Annotated in this window: 16 protein-coding genes; 11 read left to right on the plus strand and 5 right to left on the minus strand. The window is 68.5% G+C overall.

All coding sequences use genetic code 11. The annotated features are described in order from the left end of the window. Window positions 1-64: 64 nt before the first annotated feature. The 3 genes from EV649_RS41535 to EV649_RS10535 all read left to right on the plus strand — a co-directional run bounded on the left by EV649_RS41535 (window position 65) and on the right by EV649_RS10535 (window position 1,968). The gene (locus EV649_RS41535) at window positions 65-712 is read left to right on the plus strand and encodes a GNAT family N-acetyltransferase (RefSeq protein WP_241997959.1); all 648 of its coding nucleotides are present in this window, start codon (window positions 65-67) and stop codon (window positions 710-712) included. Further along, on the plus strand, window positions 696-1,196 hold the full coding sequence (locus EV649_RS41540) for a GNAT family protein (protein WP_241997961.1): 501 nt from the start codon (window positions 696-698) through the stop codon (window positions 1,194-1,196). Before EV649_RS41535 ends, EV649_RS41540 begins: the two co-directional genes overlap by 17 nt. A 109-nt stretch (window positions 1,197-1,305) precedes the next feature. Then, window positions 1,306-1,968, plus strand: coding sequence for a GNAT family N-acetyltransferase (locus tag EV649_RS10535; protein ID WP_130382875.1), 663 nt, complete (start codon window positions 1,306-1,308; stop codon window positions 1,966-1,968). 191 nt (window positions 1,969-2,159) lie between these two features. Here EV649_RS10535 and EV649_RS41545 read toward each other — a convergent pair whose 3' ends face one another. After that, window positions 2,160-2,429, minus strand: coding sequence for a hypothetical protein (locus EV649_RS41545; RefSeq protein WP_241997963.1), 270 nt, complete (start codon window positions 2,427-2,429; stop codon window positions 2,160-2,162). A 52-nt stretch (window positions 2,430-2,481) separates the two neighbouring features. Here EV649_RS41545 and EV649_RS41550 point away from each other — a divergent pair, with 52 nt between their 5' ends. From EV649_RS41550 to EV649_RS10555, 4 genes are all read left to right on the plus strand, one after another. Then, complete coding sequence (locus EV649_RS41550) at window positions 2,482-2,847, plus strand: CAP domain-containing protein (protein WP_277875653.1); 366 nt, start codon at window positions 2,482-2,484, stop codon at window positions 2,845-2,847. Window positions 2,848-3,022: 175 nt separating this feature from the next. Continuing rightward, window positions 3,023-4,006 (plus strand): CAP domain-containing protein, encoded by a 984-nt coding sequence (locus tag EV649_RS10545; RefSeq protein WP_130382879.1) that lies wholly within the window; start codon window positions 3,023-3,025, stop codon window positions 4,004-4,006. A 227-nt stretch (window positions 4,007-4,233) separates the two neighbouring features. Beyond that, window positions 4,234-5,949, plus strand: a complete 1,716-nt coding sequence (locus tag EV649_RS41555) for a hypothetical protein (protein ID WP_241997967.1) — start codon at window positions 4,234-4,236, stop codon at window positions 5,947-5,949. A 129-nt stretch (window positions 5,950-6,078) separates the two neighbouring features. Further along, window positions 6,079-6,333: a hypothetical protein gene (locus EV649_RS10555; RefSeq protein WP_130382881.1), complete on the plus strand. Its 255-nt coding sequence runs from the start codon at window positions 6,079-6,081 to the stop codon at window positions 6,331-6,333. Here the strand turns inward: EV649_RS10555 and EV649_RS10560 are convergent. Next, window positions 6,312-7,262: a helix-turn-helix domain-containing protein gene (locus tag EV649_RS10560; RefSeq protein WP_130382883.1), complete on the minus strand. Its 951-nt coding sequence runs from the start codon at window positions 7,260-7,262 to the stop codon at window positions 6,312-6,314. The two genes, EV649_RS10555 and EV649_RS10560, sit on opposite strands and share 22 nt — an antisense overlap. A gap of 82 nt (window positions 7,263-7,344) precedes the next feature. Here EV649_RS10560 and EV649_RS10565 point away from each other — a divergent pair, with 82 nt between their 5' ends. Both EV649_RS10565 and EV649_RS10570 read left to right on the plus strand, forming a co-directional pair. Beyond that, window positions 7,345-8,106: an MBL fold metallo-hydrolase gene (locus tag EV649_RS10565; RefSeq protein WP_130382885.1), complete on the plus strand. Its 762-nt coding sequence runs from the start codon at window positions 7,345-7,347 to the stop codon at window positions 8,104-8,106. 112 nt (window positions 8,107-8,218) lie between these two features. Further along, complete coding sequence (locus tag EV649_RS10570; RefSeq protein ID WP_130382887.1) at window positions 8,219-8,689, plus strand: lamin tail domain-containing protein; 471 nt, start codon at window positions 8,219-8,221, stop codon at window positions 8,687-8,689. On the opposite strand, the gene EV649_RS10575 is transcribed toward EV649_RS10570, so the two are convergent. After that, window positions 8,686-9,543, minus strand: coding sequence for an MOSC N-terminal beta barrel domain-containing protein (locus EV649_RS10575; RefSeq protein WP_130382889.1), 858 nt, complete (start codon window positions 9,541-9,543; stop codon window positions 8,686-8,688). The two genes, EV649_RS10570 and EV649_RS10575, sit on opposite strands and share 4 nt — an antisense overlap. Before the next feature lie 57 nt (window positions 9,544-9,600). Between EV649_RS10575 and EV649_RS10580 the strand changes: the two genes are divergently transcribed. Continuing rightward, window positions 9,601-10,119, plus strand: a complete 519-nt coding sequence (locus EV649_RS10580; RefSeq protein ID WP_157996218.1) for a helix-turn-helix transcriptional regulator — start codon at window positions 9,601-9,603, stop codon at window positions 10,117-10,119. Here the strand turns inward: EV649_RS10580 and EV649_RS10585 are convergent. Next, window positions 10,082-10,888, minus strand: coding sequence for a fused MFS/spermidine synthase (locus EV649_RS10585; protein WP_130382893.1), 807 nt, complete (start codon window positions 10,886-10,888; stop codon window positions 10,082-10,084). The genes EV649_RS10580 and EV649_RS10585 overlap by 38 nt on opposite strands. A gap of 174 nt (window positions 10,889-11,062) precedes the next feature. On the opposite strand from EV649_RS10585, the gene EV649_RS10590 reads away from it, so the two are divergent. After that, complete coding sequence (locus EV649_RS10590) at window positions 11,063-12,055, plus strand: malate dehydrogenase (protein ID WP_130382895.1); 993 nt, start codon at window positions 11,063-11,065, stop codon at window positions 12,053-12,055. A 52-nt stretch (window positions 12,056-12,107) separates the two neighbouring features. Here the strand turns inward: EV649_RS10590 and EV649_RS10595 are convergent, their stop codons facing one another. Next, a complete protein-coding gene (locus EV649_RS10595) occupies window positions 12,108-15,317 on the minus strand; it encodes a S8 family serine peptidase (RefSeq protein ID WP_130383652.1) in 3,210 nt (1,069 codons plus the stop codon). Window positions 15,318-15,334 lie beyond the last annotated feature (17 nt).

The following is a 15,334-nucleotide window of genomic DNA, read 5'->3' on the forward strand; positions in this document are numbered from 1 at the left end:
ACAGAATAGTCTCCCTGGCATGGAAATGTGTTGCCCGGCCGGTTGCAGCGCGTCACCCTGAAGCATGCGATTTCCCGACGACGTCCCGGTGCTGGCCGACGGTGTGGTGACCTTGCGTGCGCACACGGCCGCCGACGTAGAGCCGGCGTACCGGATGTGCCAGGACCCGGTCATGCAGGAATGGACCACGATCCCGGTCCCGTACCTGCACGAGCACGCGGTGAACTTCCTCACCGAGGTGGTCCCGGCCGGCTGGCGCGCGAACACCGCCTGGGCCTGGGCGATCGAGTACGACGGGAACTACGTCGGCACCATCGACCTGCGCGACGGCGAGGGCGGTGTCGGCGAGGTCGGGTTCGCGGTATCGGCCGAGGTCCGCGGCAACGGGGTGATGACGCGAGCGCTCAAGCTGGTGGTGCGGTACGCGTTCGACGGCCTCGACTGGAAGCGCGTGATCTGGCGTGCGTACGTCGGCAACTACGCGAGCCGCCGGGTCGCGTGGAAGACCGGATTCCGTGGCCTGGTGACGATTCCGGGCGGCGGCCGGTCGCGCGGCGTACGGAAGGACGAGTGGGTCGCGACGATCGGGTGCGACGACGAGCTCGAGCCGAAGGGCAACTGGTGGGCTGTGCCCCGTGCTCGAGGGTGGCGCGATCCGGCTGCGGGAGCTGCGCGAATCGGATGCGCAACGAGTGATGGAGGCCTGCGGTGACGAGCGGACGCAGCAGTGGCTGACGGGGATGCCATCGCCGTACGGACTCGACGATGCCAAGGGATTCATCGCGAGCCGGCCGGATGCGGCGGCGAGTGGTGAAGCGGTCGCCTGGGCGGTCACGGACGCGGTCACCGACGAGTTGCTCGGCAACGTCAGCATCTTCGGTCTGAACAACCGGATAGACAACTCGATCGGCGAGATCGGGTATTGGATGCACCCCGACGCGCGTGGCCGCAAGGTGATGTCGAGCGCGGTCGAGCTGGTGATCGGGCACGCGTTCCGGCCGGTCAAGGACGGCGGTCTGGGCCGGCGCCGCCTGGTCCTGAGGTGTGCCGACGTGAACACCGCGTCCGCGCACGTTGCCGAGGCCAACGGCTTCACGCAGGTCGCCGACGAGCGCCTCGCCGATCCCCGCCGCGACGGCACGTACAACAACCTCCTCACCTACGACCTGCTCGCCACCGAACACGCCGCCAGCTGACATCTCAGGGGCCGTGGTGACCGGCTGCAGGCAGTGGTTTACGGCGAGTTGGTGTCAAACGACACCGGTTCCCCTCGCCGTCGCGCTGCCGGGCTGCTTGAATCGACGGGTGAGAGATCGTGAGGAACTCGTCCGCCGTTGGCAGGCCGGGTGGTCCGTCTCGCGGGGCTGGACCACGGTTGAGGAGGACAACGACGGCATTCTGGTCGTCCGGGCAGGTGAGGAGAGCCGGCCGACGGAGTACGTCGTACTGGATGCCGACGACAAACCGGAACGGGTGGAACGCGCCGCCCAGCTGGCCCTCGCCGACGGCGGCGGGCGCGGCTCGGGCTGGATCACGCTGGCCACCGACGACAAGGAAGCCAGGATCGAGCAACTGGAAGAGCTCGGTCTCGAGGTCCAGCAGGACCAGGACTGGCTGATGACGATCCAGCTCTCGGAGCAGCCGGCGCTGAAGCTGCACGAGCGATATTCGTTGCACACCGAACTCGAGGACGACCTGATCATCACCCGCGCCACGATGCACGGCGGAGTGGTGTCGAGCGGCCGGATGGCGGTCGTCGGCGAGGACGCGGTCGCGGACCGGATCGAGACCGACCCGGCACACCGCCGGCGCGGACTCGGCAGCGCCGTGATGGCGTCGCTGGTCGAGGCAGCCGCGGCGAAGGGTGCGAAACGCGGCATCCTGATCGCGTCGATCGACGGCCTGCGGCTGTACCGGAGCCTGGGCTGGAAGGTGATCGCCGACATCGTCATCGCCCGTTCCCGCTGACATTCAAACGATTGCCATAGTCAAACCGTTGTTAAGCGCGGGCCGTTCGGGAGTTGACAGGCGTCGACCTGGGCAAGGCTGCACACCATGACGAACCACAGACGGCCACCGAGTAACAACGTGGCCGGTCCGCTCCTCGCGTCCTTGTCGGCTTTGGTACTGCTGGCCGGTGTCGGGTGGTTCGTACTGCGTCAGTCGGACAGCAGCAGGGTGACGAGCCAGGAAACTCCGGTCACGATGGCGACCGCGAGCGACGACGCGTCGGCCACGCCGGTCCGTCCGACGAGCCCGTCGTACACACCTCGCCGTACTCCGTCCACGACCCCGTCGACGACGAAGAAGGTCACGCCACGGCCGACCCGTACGACGTCGGCGCCCAGCCGGAGCAGCTCGCGAACGCCGCAGCCCACCACGTCGACGCCGACTCGTTCGGCGACGCCGACACCGACCAGGAAGACCAAGACCTCAGAGCCTGTCGGCGGATCGGGTCCGGCCGAGTCGCAGGTTCTGGACCTGACCAATCAAGAGCGGGCGAAGGCCGGCTGCGGACCGTTGCGAACCAACAAGTCGCTGACGCAGGCCGCCGAGGCGCACGCCGCCGACATGGTTGCCCAGCACTACTTCGCGCACAACAGCCTGGACGGCCGCAGCCCGTTCGACCGGATGAAGGCGGCCGGTTTCCGCGGCGGCGCGATGGCTGAGAACATTGCCGTCGGCTACACGACAGCGGCCGCGGTCGTGAAGGGCTGGATGGACAGCGAGGGGCACCGCGCGAACATCCTCAACTGCACCTACACGATGATCGGGATCGGCTACGACAGCGGCCAGGTGAAGCCGGAGTGGGGCAACGGCAGCTGGGTGCAGGACTTCGGCGGCTGACCCGTTCAGTCAATCGTTTTCTTCAGGATTCGTTAAGAGGCCATTCGGCTCCGTAACGATGACCTTGCACGTCGGTTAAGGTCGCTGTTCGGTGAGACCAGGGGGGACCTGGCTGGACCACGGGGAACGACGCGCAACTCGGTACGACGAAAAACGAAGAGGATTCGCCCATCCCATGACGGATTCGCCTACCCCCCGGCGGCACCGCGGCAGCAGAAGAGCGCCTCGGCGGAGCCGTGGCCTCGTCGCCCCGGTCGTCAGCGCGCTCTCGGTCCTGGTCGCGATCGGACCGGTGGTCTGGTTGATGTCTCGCGACACCACCCGGGTCGACGACGCCACCAACGTGCAGTACGTCAACGAGGACACCCGCGTCGACGGCGGCTCGGCGGTCGAGGGTACGACGGCCGGTACGCCGCTGATCACCATTACGAAGACCTTGCCGAACGGCCGTACGACGACAGCAGTCCTCGGTACGCCGGCTTTCGGAGCGGCAGCGTCCTCTTCCGCGACCCCGGCCAGCCCCGGCGCGTCGAGCGACACACCCAGCAACGCGCTCACCACACCGACCGCACCGACGGTAGGCGTGACCACGGTGACCGTGCCGCCGACCGCGCCACGCCGTACGCCGACCAACACCAGCAAGCCGACGAAGACCGCGAGTACGACACCGACGCGGACGCCGACTAGTACGCCGACCAAGACGCGGTCCACCGACCCGACGCCGAGCGACACCACGCAGCCGCCGGCCGGTGGTGGCGGGACGAACACGCAGGAGCGGCAGGTCCTCGAGTACACCAACCAGATCCGTGAACAGCAGGGCTGCGGCCCGCTCCGGCTGGACAGTGCACTCGTCGAGGCCGCCGGCAAGCACGCCTCGGACATGGTCCGCCGGCACTACATGGACCACACGAATCCCGATGGACAGGACCCGGGCGATCGGATGGCGGCCGCCGGGTACCGCGGGTCGAGCTGGGGCGAAAACATCGCGGCCGGCTACGACAGCGCACAGAAGGTGGTCGCGGCCTGGATGCAGAGCGACGGGCACCGCAAGAACATCCTGAACTGCCGGTTCACCACGATCGGCGTCGGGTACGACCCGGGCCGGGTGCGGTCGGACTGGGGACCGGGCAGCTGGGTCCAGGACTTCGGCAGAAGCTGAGACCGGGTAGCCATGGTGGTTGTCATCGTGTCCAGAACACCGAGAGTGGCCAGAACGTTGTTCCAGGGTCACAATGTCCGGCCGATTCACGGCCGGTCGCGGCGGGTAGATCCGTCCTTGTCATGTTGCCGGACGTTCCTGGGGGGCTCCGGTGAGACGGCGTGTGAGGCGTCTCGATCTGGCGAGGCACGTCTTGGGGGCGCGACTTTGAAGGGAACAACGAAATAATGTCCGAGTCCGGCAACGGCCGGTACAAACCACGCAGGAAAGCGACGCGAGCGGCCTCCCGTTCGTCGCGGTCCGGCAACCGGCCCACTCCGCCCGCGGAATCCACCCCGCCCGCACCACCCGAACCGCCGCGCTACGCGCCGCGGACCAGCGACGAGTCCCCGTTCTGGGCCAGCGCGCCGAAGGGCGCCACGTCCAGCGAGTCCCCGTTCTGGGCCGGCGGCAACCAGTCACGCCCGGCCACGCCGCAGTACGCCCCGCGCGGTGCGCTGCCGAGCTACACCGCTCCCGACACCGAGTCTGGTCTGCCTACGCGACCTGCCGAGGAGCCGGGTCTCGGGAACCGGCGGCCTGCTGGTGGTACGCCGTCGTGGGTCGACCAGTCGATCGCAGGCACCGACCCCGAACCGCCGACCCGAGCGCGTCGCGCAGCCGCCCGTACGGAGACCCCTGCCCCGGCACCGGCCCCGCTCGGCGAAACCGCCGGCACCTGGTCCTCCCGCCGAGCCGCCGACGACTGGGCCTCCCTAGGCGCCGCCCCATCCACCCCGGACACCGACAGCCCAGCAGCTGGCGCAGGTACAACCCGCTCAGCCGCAGACGACCTGTCCGCAGCCGCCACCCGCCGCCCAACCCCACGCCCCGAAGCAGCCGCCGAAGCAGCCGAGAGCGTGATCGGCGCGGATCGCGTGGATGCCGGCGTGGCTGGTGCGGGTGTTGGTGCGGCGGCGTACGCGGGTGCTGGGTCTGAGCTCGGTGGGACCGACGCTGGGGCCGAGCATGTTGCTGCCGCAGGCGCCGGCGGGCGTGGGGCCTCTGGGCCGGGTAGGCCTGGCGGTTCTGGACCTGGTGGTAGTGGGCCGGGACGACGGACCGCGGCACGGTCGGCGGCGGCTGGGCGGTCGGCTCGCGGTCGTCGTACGGTGATTGCGATTGCTTCTGTTCTGCTGGTGATCACGCCGATCTCGTGGATCCTGCTGCACCAGCCGCAGAACGACGAGGCGGACGCATCCATCCCGATCGTCACCCGTACCGACGACACCTACATCACCCCCACCACCAAGGCAGCCGTCGCAACCCCCTCGGCTCGAGTCACCGTCCCGCCAACGGCGACCCCCACAGCCACTCCGACCAATACCCCGTCGGAAACCCCTTCGGAAACTCCGTCGAGCAGTCCGACAGACACACCGACGGACAGCCCCACCACCAAGTCCTCCAAGTCCCCCACAACCGCACCGACCTCGGCTCCCACGACGCAGCCGACCACGGCACCAACCTCACCGGGCCGCACAGTAACCACCCCCAAGCCGACCGAGACCACCACAACCCCGCCACCACCGGTCGACGGCGGCATGGACGCCAACGAGCAGCAACTGTTCGACCTGATCGACAACGCTCGGGTGGACAACGGTTGTGCACGCCTGAAGGAAGACCCGAGCCTCACCAAGGGTGCCGAGGCGACCGCCCAGGGCCGGGCGACGTCCGGTGACAACCTGAACAGCAGCTCCGGCTCGCAGTTCGGTGCCGGTGGTGACGGCATGACCGCGCAGCAGGCCTACAACCAGCTGATGAAGAAGTACAAGAGCCAGGTCCTCGACTGTGGTCGCACAACGCTGGGGGTAGGCATGAAGTCGGCCGACCACGACACCGGCATTCTGTGCCCGCTGATCTGCGGCTCGGCCGCCCGCAACGCGTGGGTGGCGAACTTCTCGTAGGTGCACGCAGGCATAACCCCCTCGGGTGGGCTCCTGGGCCGCTCGAAATGGGGTTTATGCCTGCGTGGCGGGGCGGCGGGTGCGACCATGGAGGTGAGGACCCTGGTCCACCGGCCTGCGGGAGGTTGGATGTTCGAGCGGGATGATGTGGATCGGGCGGAGCCGGCGCATTTCGGGATTCATCCGGAGGCGTTCGCCGAGGAGCGGCCGGACCCGCGGCCCGAGGAGGCCAAGCGGATGGGGCTGAGCCGCCATACCGAGGAAGGCGCCGTGCTCTACTTCGCGTCGTCGCTCGACCGCGGTAAGCCCGCGCACCGGATGATGGCGTGGATCCTGCTGATCACCTTCGCCGCGCCGGTGATCTACATCCTGCTCGTGCTGTAGAACTCCTGCCGATGCCGCTGCGGCGTCGTACCCAGCAACCCGTGGAAGTGGTGCCGGAGCGCGTCGCTGCTCCCGAACCCGCTCTCCGTCGCCACCCGCTCGACCGACAGGTCCGTTGTCTCCAGCAACAACCGCGCCCGGTCCAGTCGCTGCTGCAACAACCACGCCTGTCCCGAGCTCCCGGTCCGCGCCCGGAACTGCCGGGTGAACGTACGTCGTGACATCGCCACCGCCCCCGCCCACTCGTCGAGCGACACCGGCTGGTCGAGCCGCGCCCGCGCCCACACCATCGCCTTCTCGATCACGTCGTCGACGGGGTCCGGCGGCACCGGCACCGGGATGTACTGCGCCTGCGATCCACTCCGATGCGGTGCCACCACGATGTCCCGGGCAACCTTCTCCGCCACCTCGACGCCGTGATGCGTGCGCACCAGGTGCAGGCAGCAGTCCAGCGAGGCCGCCGTACCGGCAGACGTGACGAGGTCCCCCTGATCCGACCACAACACGTCGGCGCGCACCTTCAGGTCCGGATACCGCGACCGCAGCTCATCCGCGAACCGCCAATGCGTCACCACCTCACGCCCCTCCGCGAGCCCGCTCTCCGCCACCAGGAACGCCCCGAGGCACAGCCCGACCACCATCGCTCCCCGCGCGTGTGCCCGCCGGATCGCGTCGAGCAGTACGTCGGACGCGACCAGACCGGGCTCCCAACTCGGCAGCACCACGACATCGGCCCGCTCCATCACCTCGAGCCCGTGATCCACCGTGATCCCGAATCCGGCGCTGGTGGGGAACGATCCCGGCTCCTCCGCACAGACGAGTACGTCGTACCGGGACGGCAGCCCGCGGCGTTCGCCGAGCACCAGGCACGGCACGGACAGGTGGAACGGGCTCATCCCGGGATACGCGAGGACCGCGACAGTACGCATGAAGACAGTATGGCCCGATCTTCGGGAACTGTGACTCGCGGGCCAATGGTGAGACGGATCGCCAGGCCGGAGGATCGTGGTCATGAAGATCACGCACATCGGCGGCCCGACCGCCGTCCTGAATCTCGGCGGCCTGACGTTCCTGATCGACCCGGCGTTCGACGAGCCCCGCGAGTACCAGCTCCCGGGCAGGGTGATGACCAAGCTGACCGGCCCGGCGATCCCGGCCGCGGAGCTCGGCCCGATCGACGTCGCCCTGGTCTCGCACGACGAGCACAAGGACAACCTCGACGACGCCGGCCGCGCGCTGCTCCCGTCCATCCCGACCGTCCTCTCGACCCCCGGCGCGGCTGTTCGCATCCCTGGCGTCCGCGGGCTGGAGAACTGGGAGTCGATCGACCTGCCCCGGCCGGACGGCGGCGTGATCACGGTGACCGGCGTACCGGCGCTGCACGGCCCGGAAGGCGCCGAGGCGGTGCTCGGTTTCGTCACGGGATTCGTCCTGCAGGGAGAGGGCCTCCCGACCGTCTACGTCTCCGGCGACAACGCGTCGCTCGGCCTGGTGAAGGAGATCGCCGACCGGTTCGCACCGATCGATGTCGCGGTCCTCTTCGCCGGAGCGGCGCGGACAAAGCTGCTCGACAACGCCAACCTGACCCTCACGTCGACGGACGCGGTCGAGGCTGCGCGAATCCTCGACCGGGCGACGATCGTCCCCGTCCACACCGAGGGCTGGGCGCACTTCAGCGAGGGCCCGGAGCAGTTCGTCGCTGCGTTCCGTGACGCCGGACTGGAGGACCGCGTCACGCTACTCGAGCACGGCGTCGCGACGAGCCTTGATTGAGGGCTTGACGAGTACGGAGCGTGACGGATAGCGTGCGTCCGCCGGGGGGAACCGGCAGCTTGCTTTCATCGGGCCGGGGGGAATTCGGCCCACTGCCAAGGGGGACATTCCTTTGTTCGCACAACGCTTCCGCACGCTCTCTTCCGCTGCCACGGCCGCCGTGGTGCTGGCCGGTACGGCGGCGCTCGCGCCACTGCCGGCCGATGCGGCGATCACCGTCGTCCTGAGCGGCATCCAGTACGACCCGCCGGGCGCGGATGTCCGCACCAACGCTCAGCTGAACAACGAGTTCTTCACCGTGCGCAACATCAGCTCGCGGCCGATCAACCTGTCCGGGTTCCGCGTCCTGGACGCCGCCAACCACCTGTTCGTGTTCCCGCGCGGCTACGTGCTGCCGGGCCAGTCGACCGTCATCGTCCGCACCGGCAAGAACCGGAACCGCGCGCTCACGCTGTACTGGAACCAGAGCTGGTACATCTGGAACAACACCGGCGACACCGCCCGCTTCCAGACCCCGGCCGGCAAGACCTTCGACACCTGCACCTACAAAGCAGTCACCGGCCGCTACCGCGTCGGCTGCTAGCGGCGGTCCGGCGCAGGGTCGGTTCCGTCCGGGATCCATTCCTGGACAGTGATCTCGTCCCCCACCCGGATGTTGCCCGGGGCAAGTACTGCGCCTTTGACGCCGAAGCTCACCCCGCCGCCGTAGGCGGGTTCACGCCGGTACGTCGCCAGCGTCCGGGTCGGTTCCGGCCCGGACTTGGCGCCGGTCGCCTGGTTCACCGTCGGCACCGCGCACCGGATCCCGCGCGCGGAGTACCCGATCTCCACCGCGCCGGCGGTCATCCGGAGCACCTTGTCCTCGGTGTGCGGCTCGGCCCACCCGGAGACGACCAGGTTCGGCCGAAAGCGGTTCATCGGGATCGCGTCGCCGCCGCGTTCGAGGATGCGTGCGTTCAGCCCGTCGAGTGACGCCTGCGACGTGATCATCAGCGCGTGCGCATCACCGAATCCGGTCAGCCCGCGATTTACGCCCCACCCGGGCCGCTCGTGCTCGGGCGTCACGCGAACCAGAGCCGCCGGCACGCCGAGGCGCGCGGTGAACCACTCGTCCGCGGCCGGGTCCTGCACGATGCCCTGCCCGAACCATTTCTCGAACAGGCTGACGTCACGCCGCTTCCCGTCGTACCGGATCTCGATCTCGAGGTCCGGGGCGCCGGGCGCCGACAGCCGGAGCGCGTCGCCGGCGAGTTCGGCACGCAGCGTGGCCATCGCGGGCAGCTTGCGCTGACTGAGGAACGACCCGTCCGGCTGGACCAGCATGAACAGCCGGTCGTTCAGCAGACCGGTCGGTCCGACGTCGGCGGACTCGACGGAGATCCCGGCGAGGCCCTTCACCGGGTAGTAGGCCAGGGCGGCAACCTTCGCGACAGACACAGGGACCAGCCTAACCGGCCTTGCTCTGTTGAAACATGTTGAATTATGTTTGAACACGTGGAGGATGTCGCTGCTTTCGCTGCCGCCTTGGATCGGGTACGTCGTCAGGCGGGTCTGAGCTACCGCCAATTGGCGGACCGCGCGCACTACTCGCACCCGCACCTGATCCGCGCGACCAGCGGCAAACACCTCCCGACCTGGGACGTGGCCGCCGCCTATCTCACCGGCTGCGGAGTTCCGGCGGATCTGCTGCCGGTCTGGCACCGGCGATGGCAGCAGGCGAGCCGCGACCCGCGCGACATCGTCGGCCTGCTGGAGAACGCGGAGAGCCTCGAAGACCTGGGAGTCGCACTAGCGGCGCTAGCCCGGCCGCGATCCTTGCGAACACTCGAGCAGCAGACGGGCATCCCGCGAGCCACAATCCAGGCCTGGCTCCAAGGCACCAGACTCCCCGGCCGAGACCGCCTCGACCACCTAGTCAGAACGATCGACGCAACACCACCTGAGCGCACCGCGGTCGCCGAAGCCGTGGAACGCCTCAGCTCCGGAAGGCTGAGGCCGGCGCGCGTGGCGTGACGTAGCCTTCTGCATCCGTAAGCGGCGTCGCTTTCCCGGCGAGCTCCTGCAACGGCATCACGCCGTACGGCGGTTGCGCCCGCCGACCCGCATCCGTCAGGTCAGGCACGGACTGCGGCGACGCCACCATGATGACGTTCCCGAACCCCTTGCCCCGCAGGATCTTCCGCTCAGCGAGTACGACGCCCGCCCCAACCACGTCCCGTACCGTCGCCGCCGTACGCCGGATGAACGGCAGGCCGGCCTTCCCATCGATCAGGTTCGCGATCAGTACGCCGGTCGGCCGCAGTACGCGAGCGCACTCCGCGAAGAACTCCGCCGTCACCAGATTCGCCGGAACCGCCTCGTGCTCGAAGGCATCCAGGATCACCAGATCCATCGAGTCGTCGTACAACTCGCTGATCCCCGCCCGCCCCGTAACCGGACGCACCTTGATCCCGGACCGCTTCGGCAACGGCAGTGCCTCGCGCACGAACTCGGTCAGGTCCTCGTCCGGCTCGAGCACGATCTGCCGCGACCGCGGCCGCGTCACAGCGACGTACCGCGGCAAGCTCAGCGCAGCCCCGCCAACATGCGTCACCGCAACCGGCTGCCGCCGCGGCGCGACCGCATCCACGACGTCACCGATCCGCCGCATGTACTCGAACGACAGGTTCCCCGGATCCGCCAGATCCACCTGCGACTGCGGCGACCCGTCCACCCGCAGCACAAATGTCCCGTCGGCCTGCGCCTCGACGCTAGCCATCCCCGACCCAGTCCGCCGCTCCACGCGGACATCCTCTCAGCTCCATCTTTGAGAACCCACCAACCGTTTGGCCGCGAGCAAAACGGTTGGTGGGTTCTCAAAGATGGTGTGAGCAAGTCGGTACCGCCCCAGCGTTGGGCTGAGACATCTGGCTTGCTAGCGTCCCAAGCACACAATCGGATGAGCTAGGAGCATGTCGTGAGCACTACACCGGTGAAGGTGGCCGTTACCGGGGCCGCAGGGAATATCGGTTACAGCCTGCTGTTCCGGATCGCGAGCGGCGCACTGCTCGGGCCGGACACGCCGGTGGAGCTGCGGCTGCTGGAGATCACCCCGGCGCTGAAGGCGCTCGAGGGTGTCGTGATGGAGCTCGACGACAGCGCGTTCCCGACGCTCGCCGGGATCGAGATCGGCGACGACCCGAACGTCGTCTTCGACGGGGTCAACGTCGCGCTGCTGGTGGGCGCGCGGCCGCGGACCAAGGGGATGGAGCGCGGCGACCTGCTGGAGGCGAACGGCGCGATCTTCACCGTCCAGGGCAAGGCGCTGAACGACCACGCCGCCGACGACATCCGGATCACCGTCACCGGCAACCCGGCGAACACCAACGCGCTGATCGCGAAGAGCAACGCGCCGGACATCCCGGCCGAGCGGTTCTCGGCGCTGACCCGGCTGGACCACAACCGGGCGCTGGCGCAGCTGGCGAAGAAGACCGGCAGCCACGTCACCGACATCAAGAAGCTGACGATCTGGGGCAACCACTCCTCGACGCAGTACCCGGACATCTTCCACGCGGAGGTCGCCGGGAAGAACGCAGCCGAGCTCGTGAACGACCAGGCCTGGCTGGAGAACGACTTCCTCCCGACCACGCAGAAGCGCGGCGCCGCGATCATCGAGGCCCGCGGCACGTCGTCGGCGGCCTCCGCTGCGGCCGCCACCATCGACCATACCCGCGACTGGCTGAAGGGCACGGCCGAGGGCGACTGGGCCTCGATGGCGGTCGTCTCCGACGGTTCGTACGACGTACCGGAAGGCCTGATCTCGTCGTTCCCGGTGACCACCAAGGACGGCAACTGGGAGATCGTCCAGGGCCTGGAGATCAACGAGTTCTCCCGCGGCAAGATCGACGCCTCGACCGCCGAGCTCGGCGAGGAGCGCGACGCCGTGAAGGACCTCGGCCTGATCGGCTGACAGCACGCACCAGAACGCCCCGGGACATCGATCCCGGGGCGTTCTGCTGTTCTCACCGCAGGCTGTAGGCGGCGATCACGGTTTGCGTCGTGCTGTTCCCGGCCGCGTCCGTCGCGGTGGAGCGCAGCGAGACGGTCTTGCCGGCCGGCGTCGGGAAGACCGCCTTGCCACCGACAACCGATGCCTGGCGCCAGGTCGCTCCGGCGTTATCGGAGTACTCGATCTTCACCTTCGCCACCGCACCGGCCTTGACCTCGTACGGCAGGACGGTGACCGGCTTGCGTTCCATCGTGTTGTGCCCGTCCAGCTCCGGCCCGAACGCGACGGTGTGGACCGGAACGCTGGTCTGGTCCGCCGACGACGTGAACGTCGCCTCCAGATCGACCCGCGTCGAGAACGGCCACAGCGTCTGTGTTCCGGTCGTGACCAGCTTGTACGACGCCTTACCGGCCGGCAGGTCCGCGACGCCGATGCTGCCGAAGCGCGTCGAGGACCCGATCTCGGTCCCGTCGCGGTACAGCTTCGTACTCGCCGGCGTCATGGAGATGAACCCGACGTGCCCGTCCGCGTCGGTGAGGCTGTACAGCGAGAGGTTCAGCTCGCTCCCCGACCGAGTCGCGGCGTACACCGACGGCACGAACGTGGCCGCGTTCCACCGTTCGGTGTAGTACCGGCCGGCCTTGTACAGCACCGGCTTCCCTTCCAGGTGCCACTTCGGGAGCGGGAAGTCCCCGCCGTCCGTGTCCTCCTCGGTCACGCCGGACCAGCCGTACTGCGTGTCGTCCAGGTAGTACCGGATCGTCCGCGGCGGGTCGAGGCGGATGACGCGAGCCCAGCCACCACCACCGTCGGGCATCACCGGGAACAGCATCTTGAAGACCCGGGGATCCCCGGTCGCGTTGACCGTACTGTCCACGGTCGCGAGGTCGGACTGCTTCACCTGCCGGTCGAACCCGGTGGGGAACTCGCCCGGGAAGTAGTTCGCGATCCCGTACAGGTACGGCGTGTTCGTGAACAGCCCGTCCGCGCCCGGCACACCCCACTGGGACGTGACGTGCCCGGTCAGTTCGGCCGCGGACAGCCGTGGCCCGGTGCTGTACGTGTACATCGTCCCAGACCGGAAACCGCCCGCAGAGTAGATGTACGTGCCGTCCTTGATCTTCCGGTCGAAGCCGATGTCCGAGTTCGCCTGCTTCGCGTCGGCCTTCGGCACCGACGTGGTGACCGGCTTCGCCTTCCGCGCGTCGAGGACGACCGTCTGGTCCGAGGTGAGCTTCACGCTGGGCGCGGTCAGGATGAAGAAGATCCAGTCCTCCGGTCCGCGCTCGAACTCCTGGAACTGGTCGAGCATGTACTCGCCCTGCGGCAGCCTGAGCGTCACCGTCCCGGTCTCGTCCGGCGAGTACAGGTCGTGCTTGTCGTTGTCGATGCCGGTAATCGACATCGGGTAGTCCGGGTCCGGTGCACCGTCGGGCCGGATCAGCTTGACGGTCAGGTTGTACGTCGGACCTTCCTTGTCCACACCTACCGGTACGACGACCGTCTGGCCGCCCCCAGTCGCCGTGATCCGACCGCTGAACAGCCCGTCCGCGCCGCCGAGTGCAGTGTCCGACGTCGCCTGCACAGACGCCGTACCACCGGCTGGGACGGTCACCGAGTCGGCGCTCAACTTCAGCGCACCGGCCGGAGCCGCCGCGCCATCGGGCCCGTTCAGCACCGACGTCAGCGACAGCGTGACAGCCGCCTCACCCAGGTTGCGGAACGTCACGTCACGCGTGACCGGCTGGTCGTCGGAGTGCGGGTACGTCGCCTTCCCGAACGACACGTTGCCGGATTCGGCCACCACGGTCTGCTTGATCGCCGTGGTCAGGTCGATCCGCCCGGCGCCCTGCTGGAACGACGTCTGGTCGGCCGCGACCTTTGCCGAACCCATCAACGCCGACTTCAGCTCGGCCGGCGTCCAGGACGGGTGCTCCTGCAGCAGAATCGCGGCAGCGCCGGCGGTGTGCGGCGTCGCCATCGACGTACCGGAAAGCCGCAGGTACTTGTCGCCGACCGGTTCGCCGATCGAGGAGTCCTTCGACTTCGCCGCCACGATGTCCGTGCCCGGCGCGGTCACGTCCGGCTTCAGCGCGCTGTCACCGACCCGCGGCCCGCGGCTCGACGTCGGGTTGAGCTGATCCTGCTTGGTCACGTTGCCGACCGTCAGCGCCGCGTCCGCGCTACCCGGCGAGCTGATCGTCCCGTCACCGGGACCATCGTTGCCAGCGGCAATCACAAACAAGGTGCCGGACTGCGCGGTCAGCCGGTTCACGGCCTCCTCGATCGGGTCGAGCTCCGGAGTGTCGCGGCCGCCGATGCTGAGGTTGACGATCTTCGCTTTGACGTCGTTCGCGGCCCATTCCATCCCGGCCAGGATCGCGGACTCGTCGCAGCCCCAGACCTCGCAGATCTTGCCGTCGTAGATGCGCGCGTCCGGCGCCACGCCTTTGTAGCGCCCGTCCGACGCCGCACCGGTGCCGGCGATCGTCGACGCGACGTGCGTACCGTGGCCGACCAGGTCGTCCGCCGACTCACCGGTGAAGTTCTTCTCCCCCGCGATCTGCGTCGCGAGGTCCGGATGGGTCGCGTCGACGCCGGAGTCGAGGACCGCGACCGACACGCCCTTGCCGGTGTATCCGGCCTGCCACGCGACCGGTCCACCGATCTGCGGAACCGACTGGTCCAGCAGCAACTTCCGTTTGCCGTCCAGCCACAGCTTGCTGAACCCTGCCGAGCTCATGAACGCCTTGGCATTGCTCTTGCTGACCTTCATTGCCGCGCCGCTGATCGACGGCAACTGCCGCGTGACCCGCGTTCCAGCCGGTACGGCGCGCTTCGCAGTGCCGGCGTACGTCGTCAGCACCGGGATGGTGTTCGTCGACGCGTCGTCGTACCCGTCCTTGACCAGCTCGGCGACATCGAAGAGTCGACGGTCGATCCGCCCGTCCCCGACCGCCTTGTAGACATCGGCCGGAATCACGTACGCGTGGTCCCGGACCCGGTAGGTGTTGAAGCCGACATGCTCCCGGCCGGCGGCGGGCTCGATCGTCGCCTTGGTCACGTCTCCTCCGGCCAGCAGCACGCGGTCGCCGGTGATGAGCGTGACGCTGACGTCCTTGCCACCGGTTACCTGGGCGGATGGCTTGGTGGACGCCGCGGCGGCGGGTGTCATCACCCCGACGGCAAGGCCCGCGACCGCCAGGACGGCGATCGCGGGCATTCCTCTGCGCGTAGATC

It is taken from the genome of Kribbella sp. VKM Ac-2569 (assembly GCF_004216905.1).
Classification (GTDB): domain Bacteria; phylum Actinomycetota; class Actinomycetes; order Propionibacteriales; family Kribbellaceae; genus Kribbella.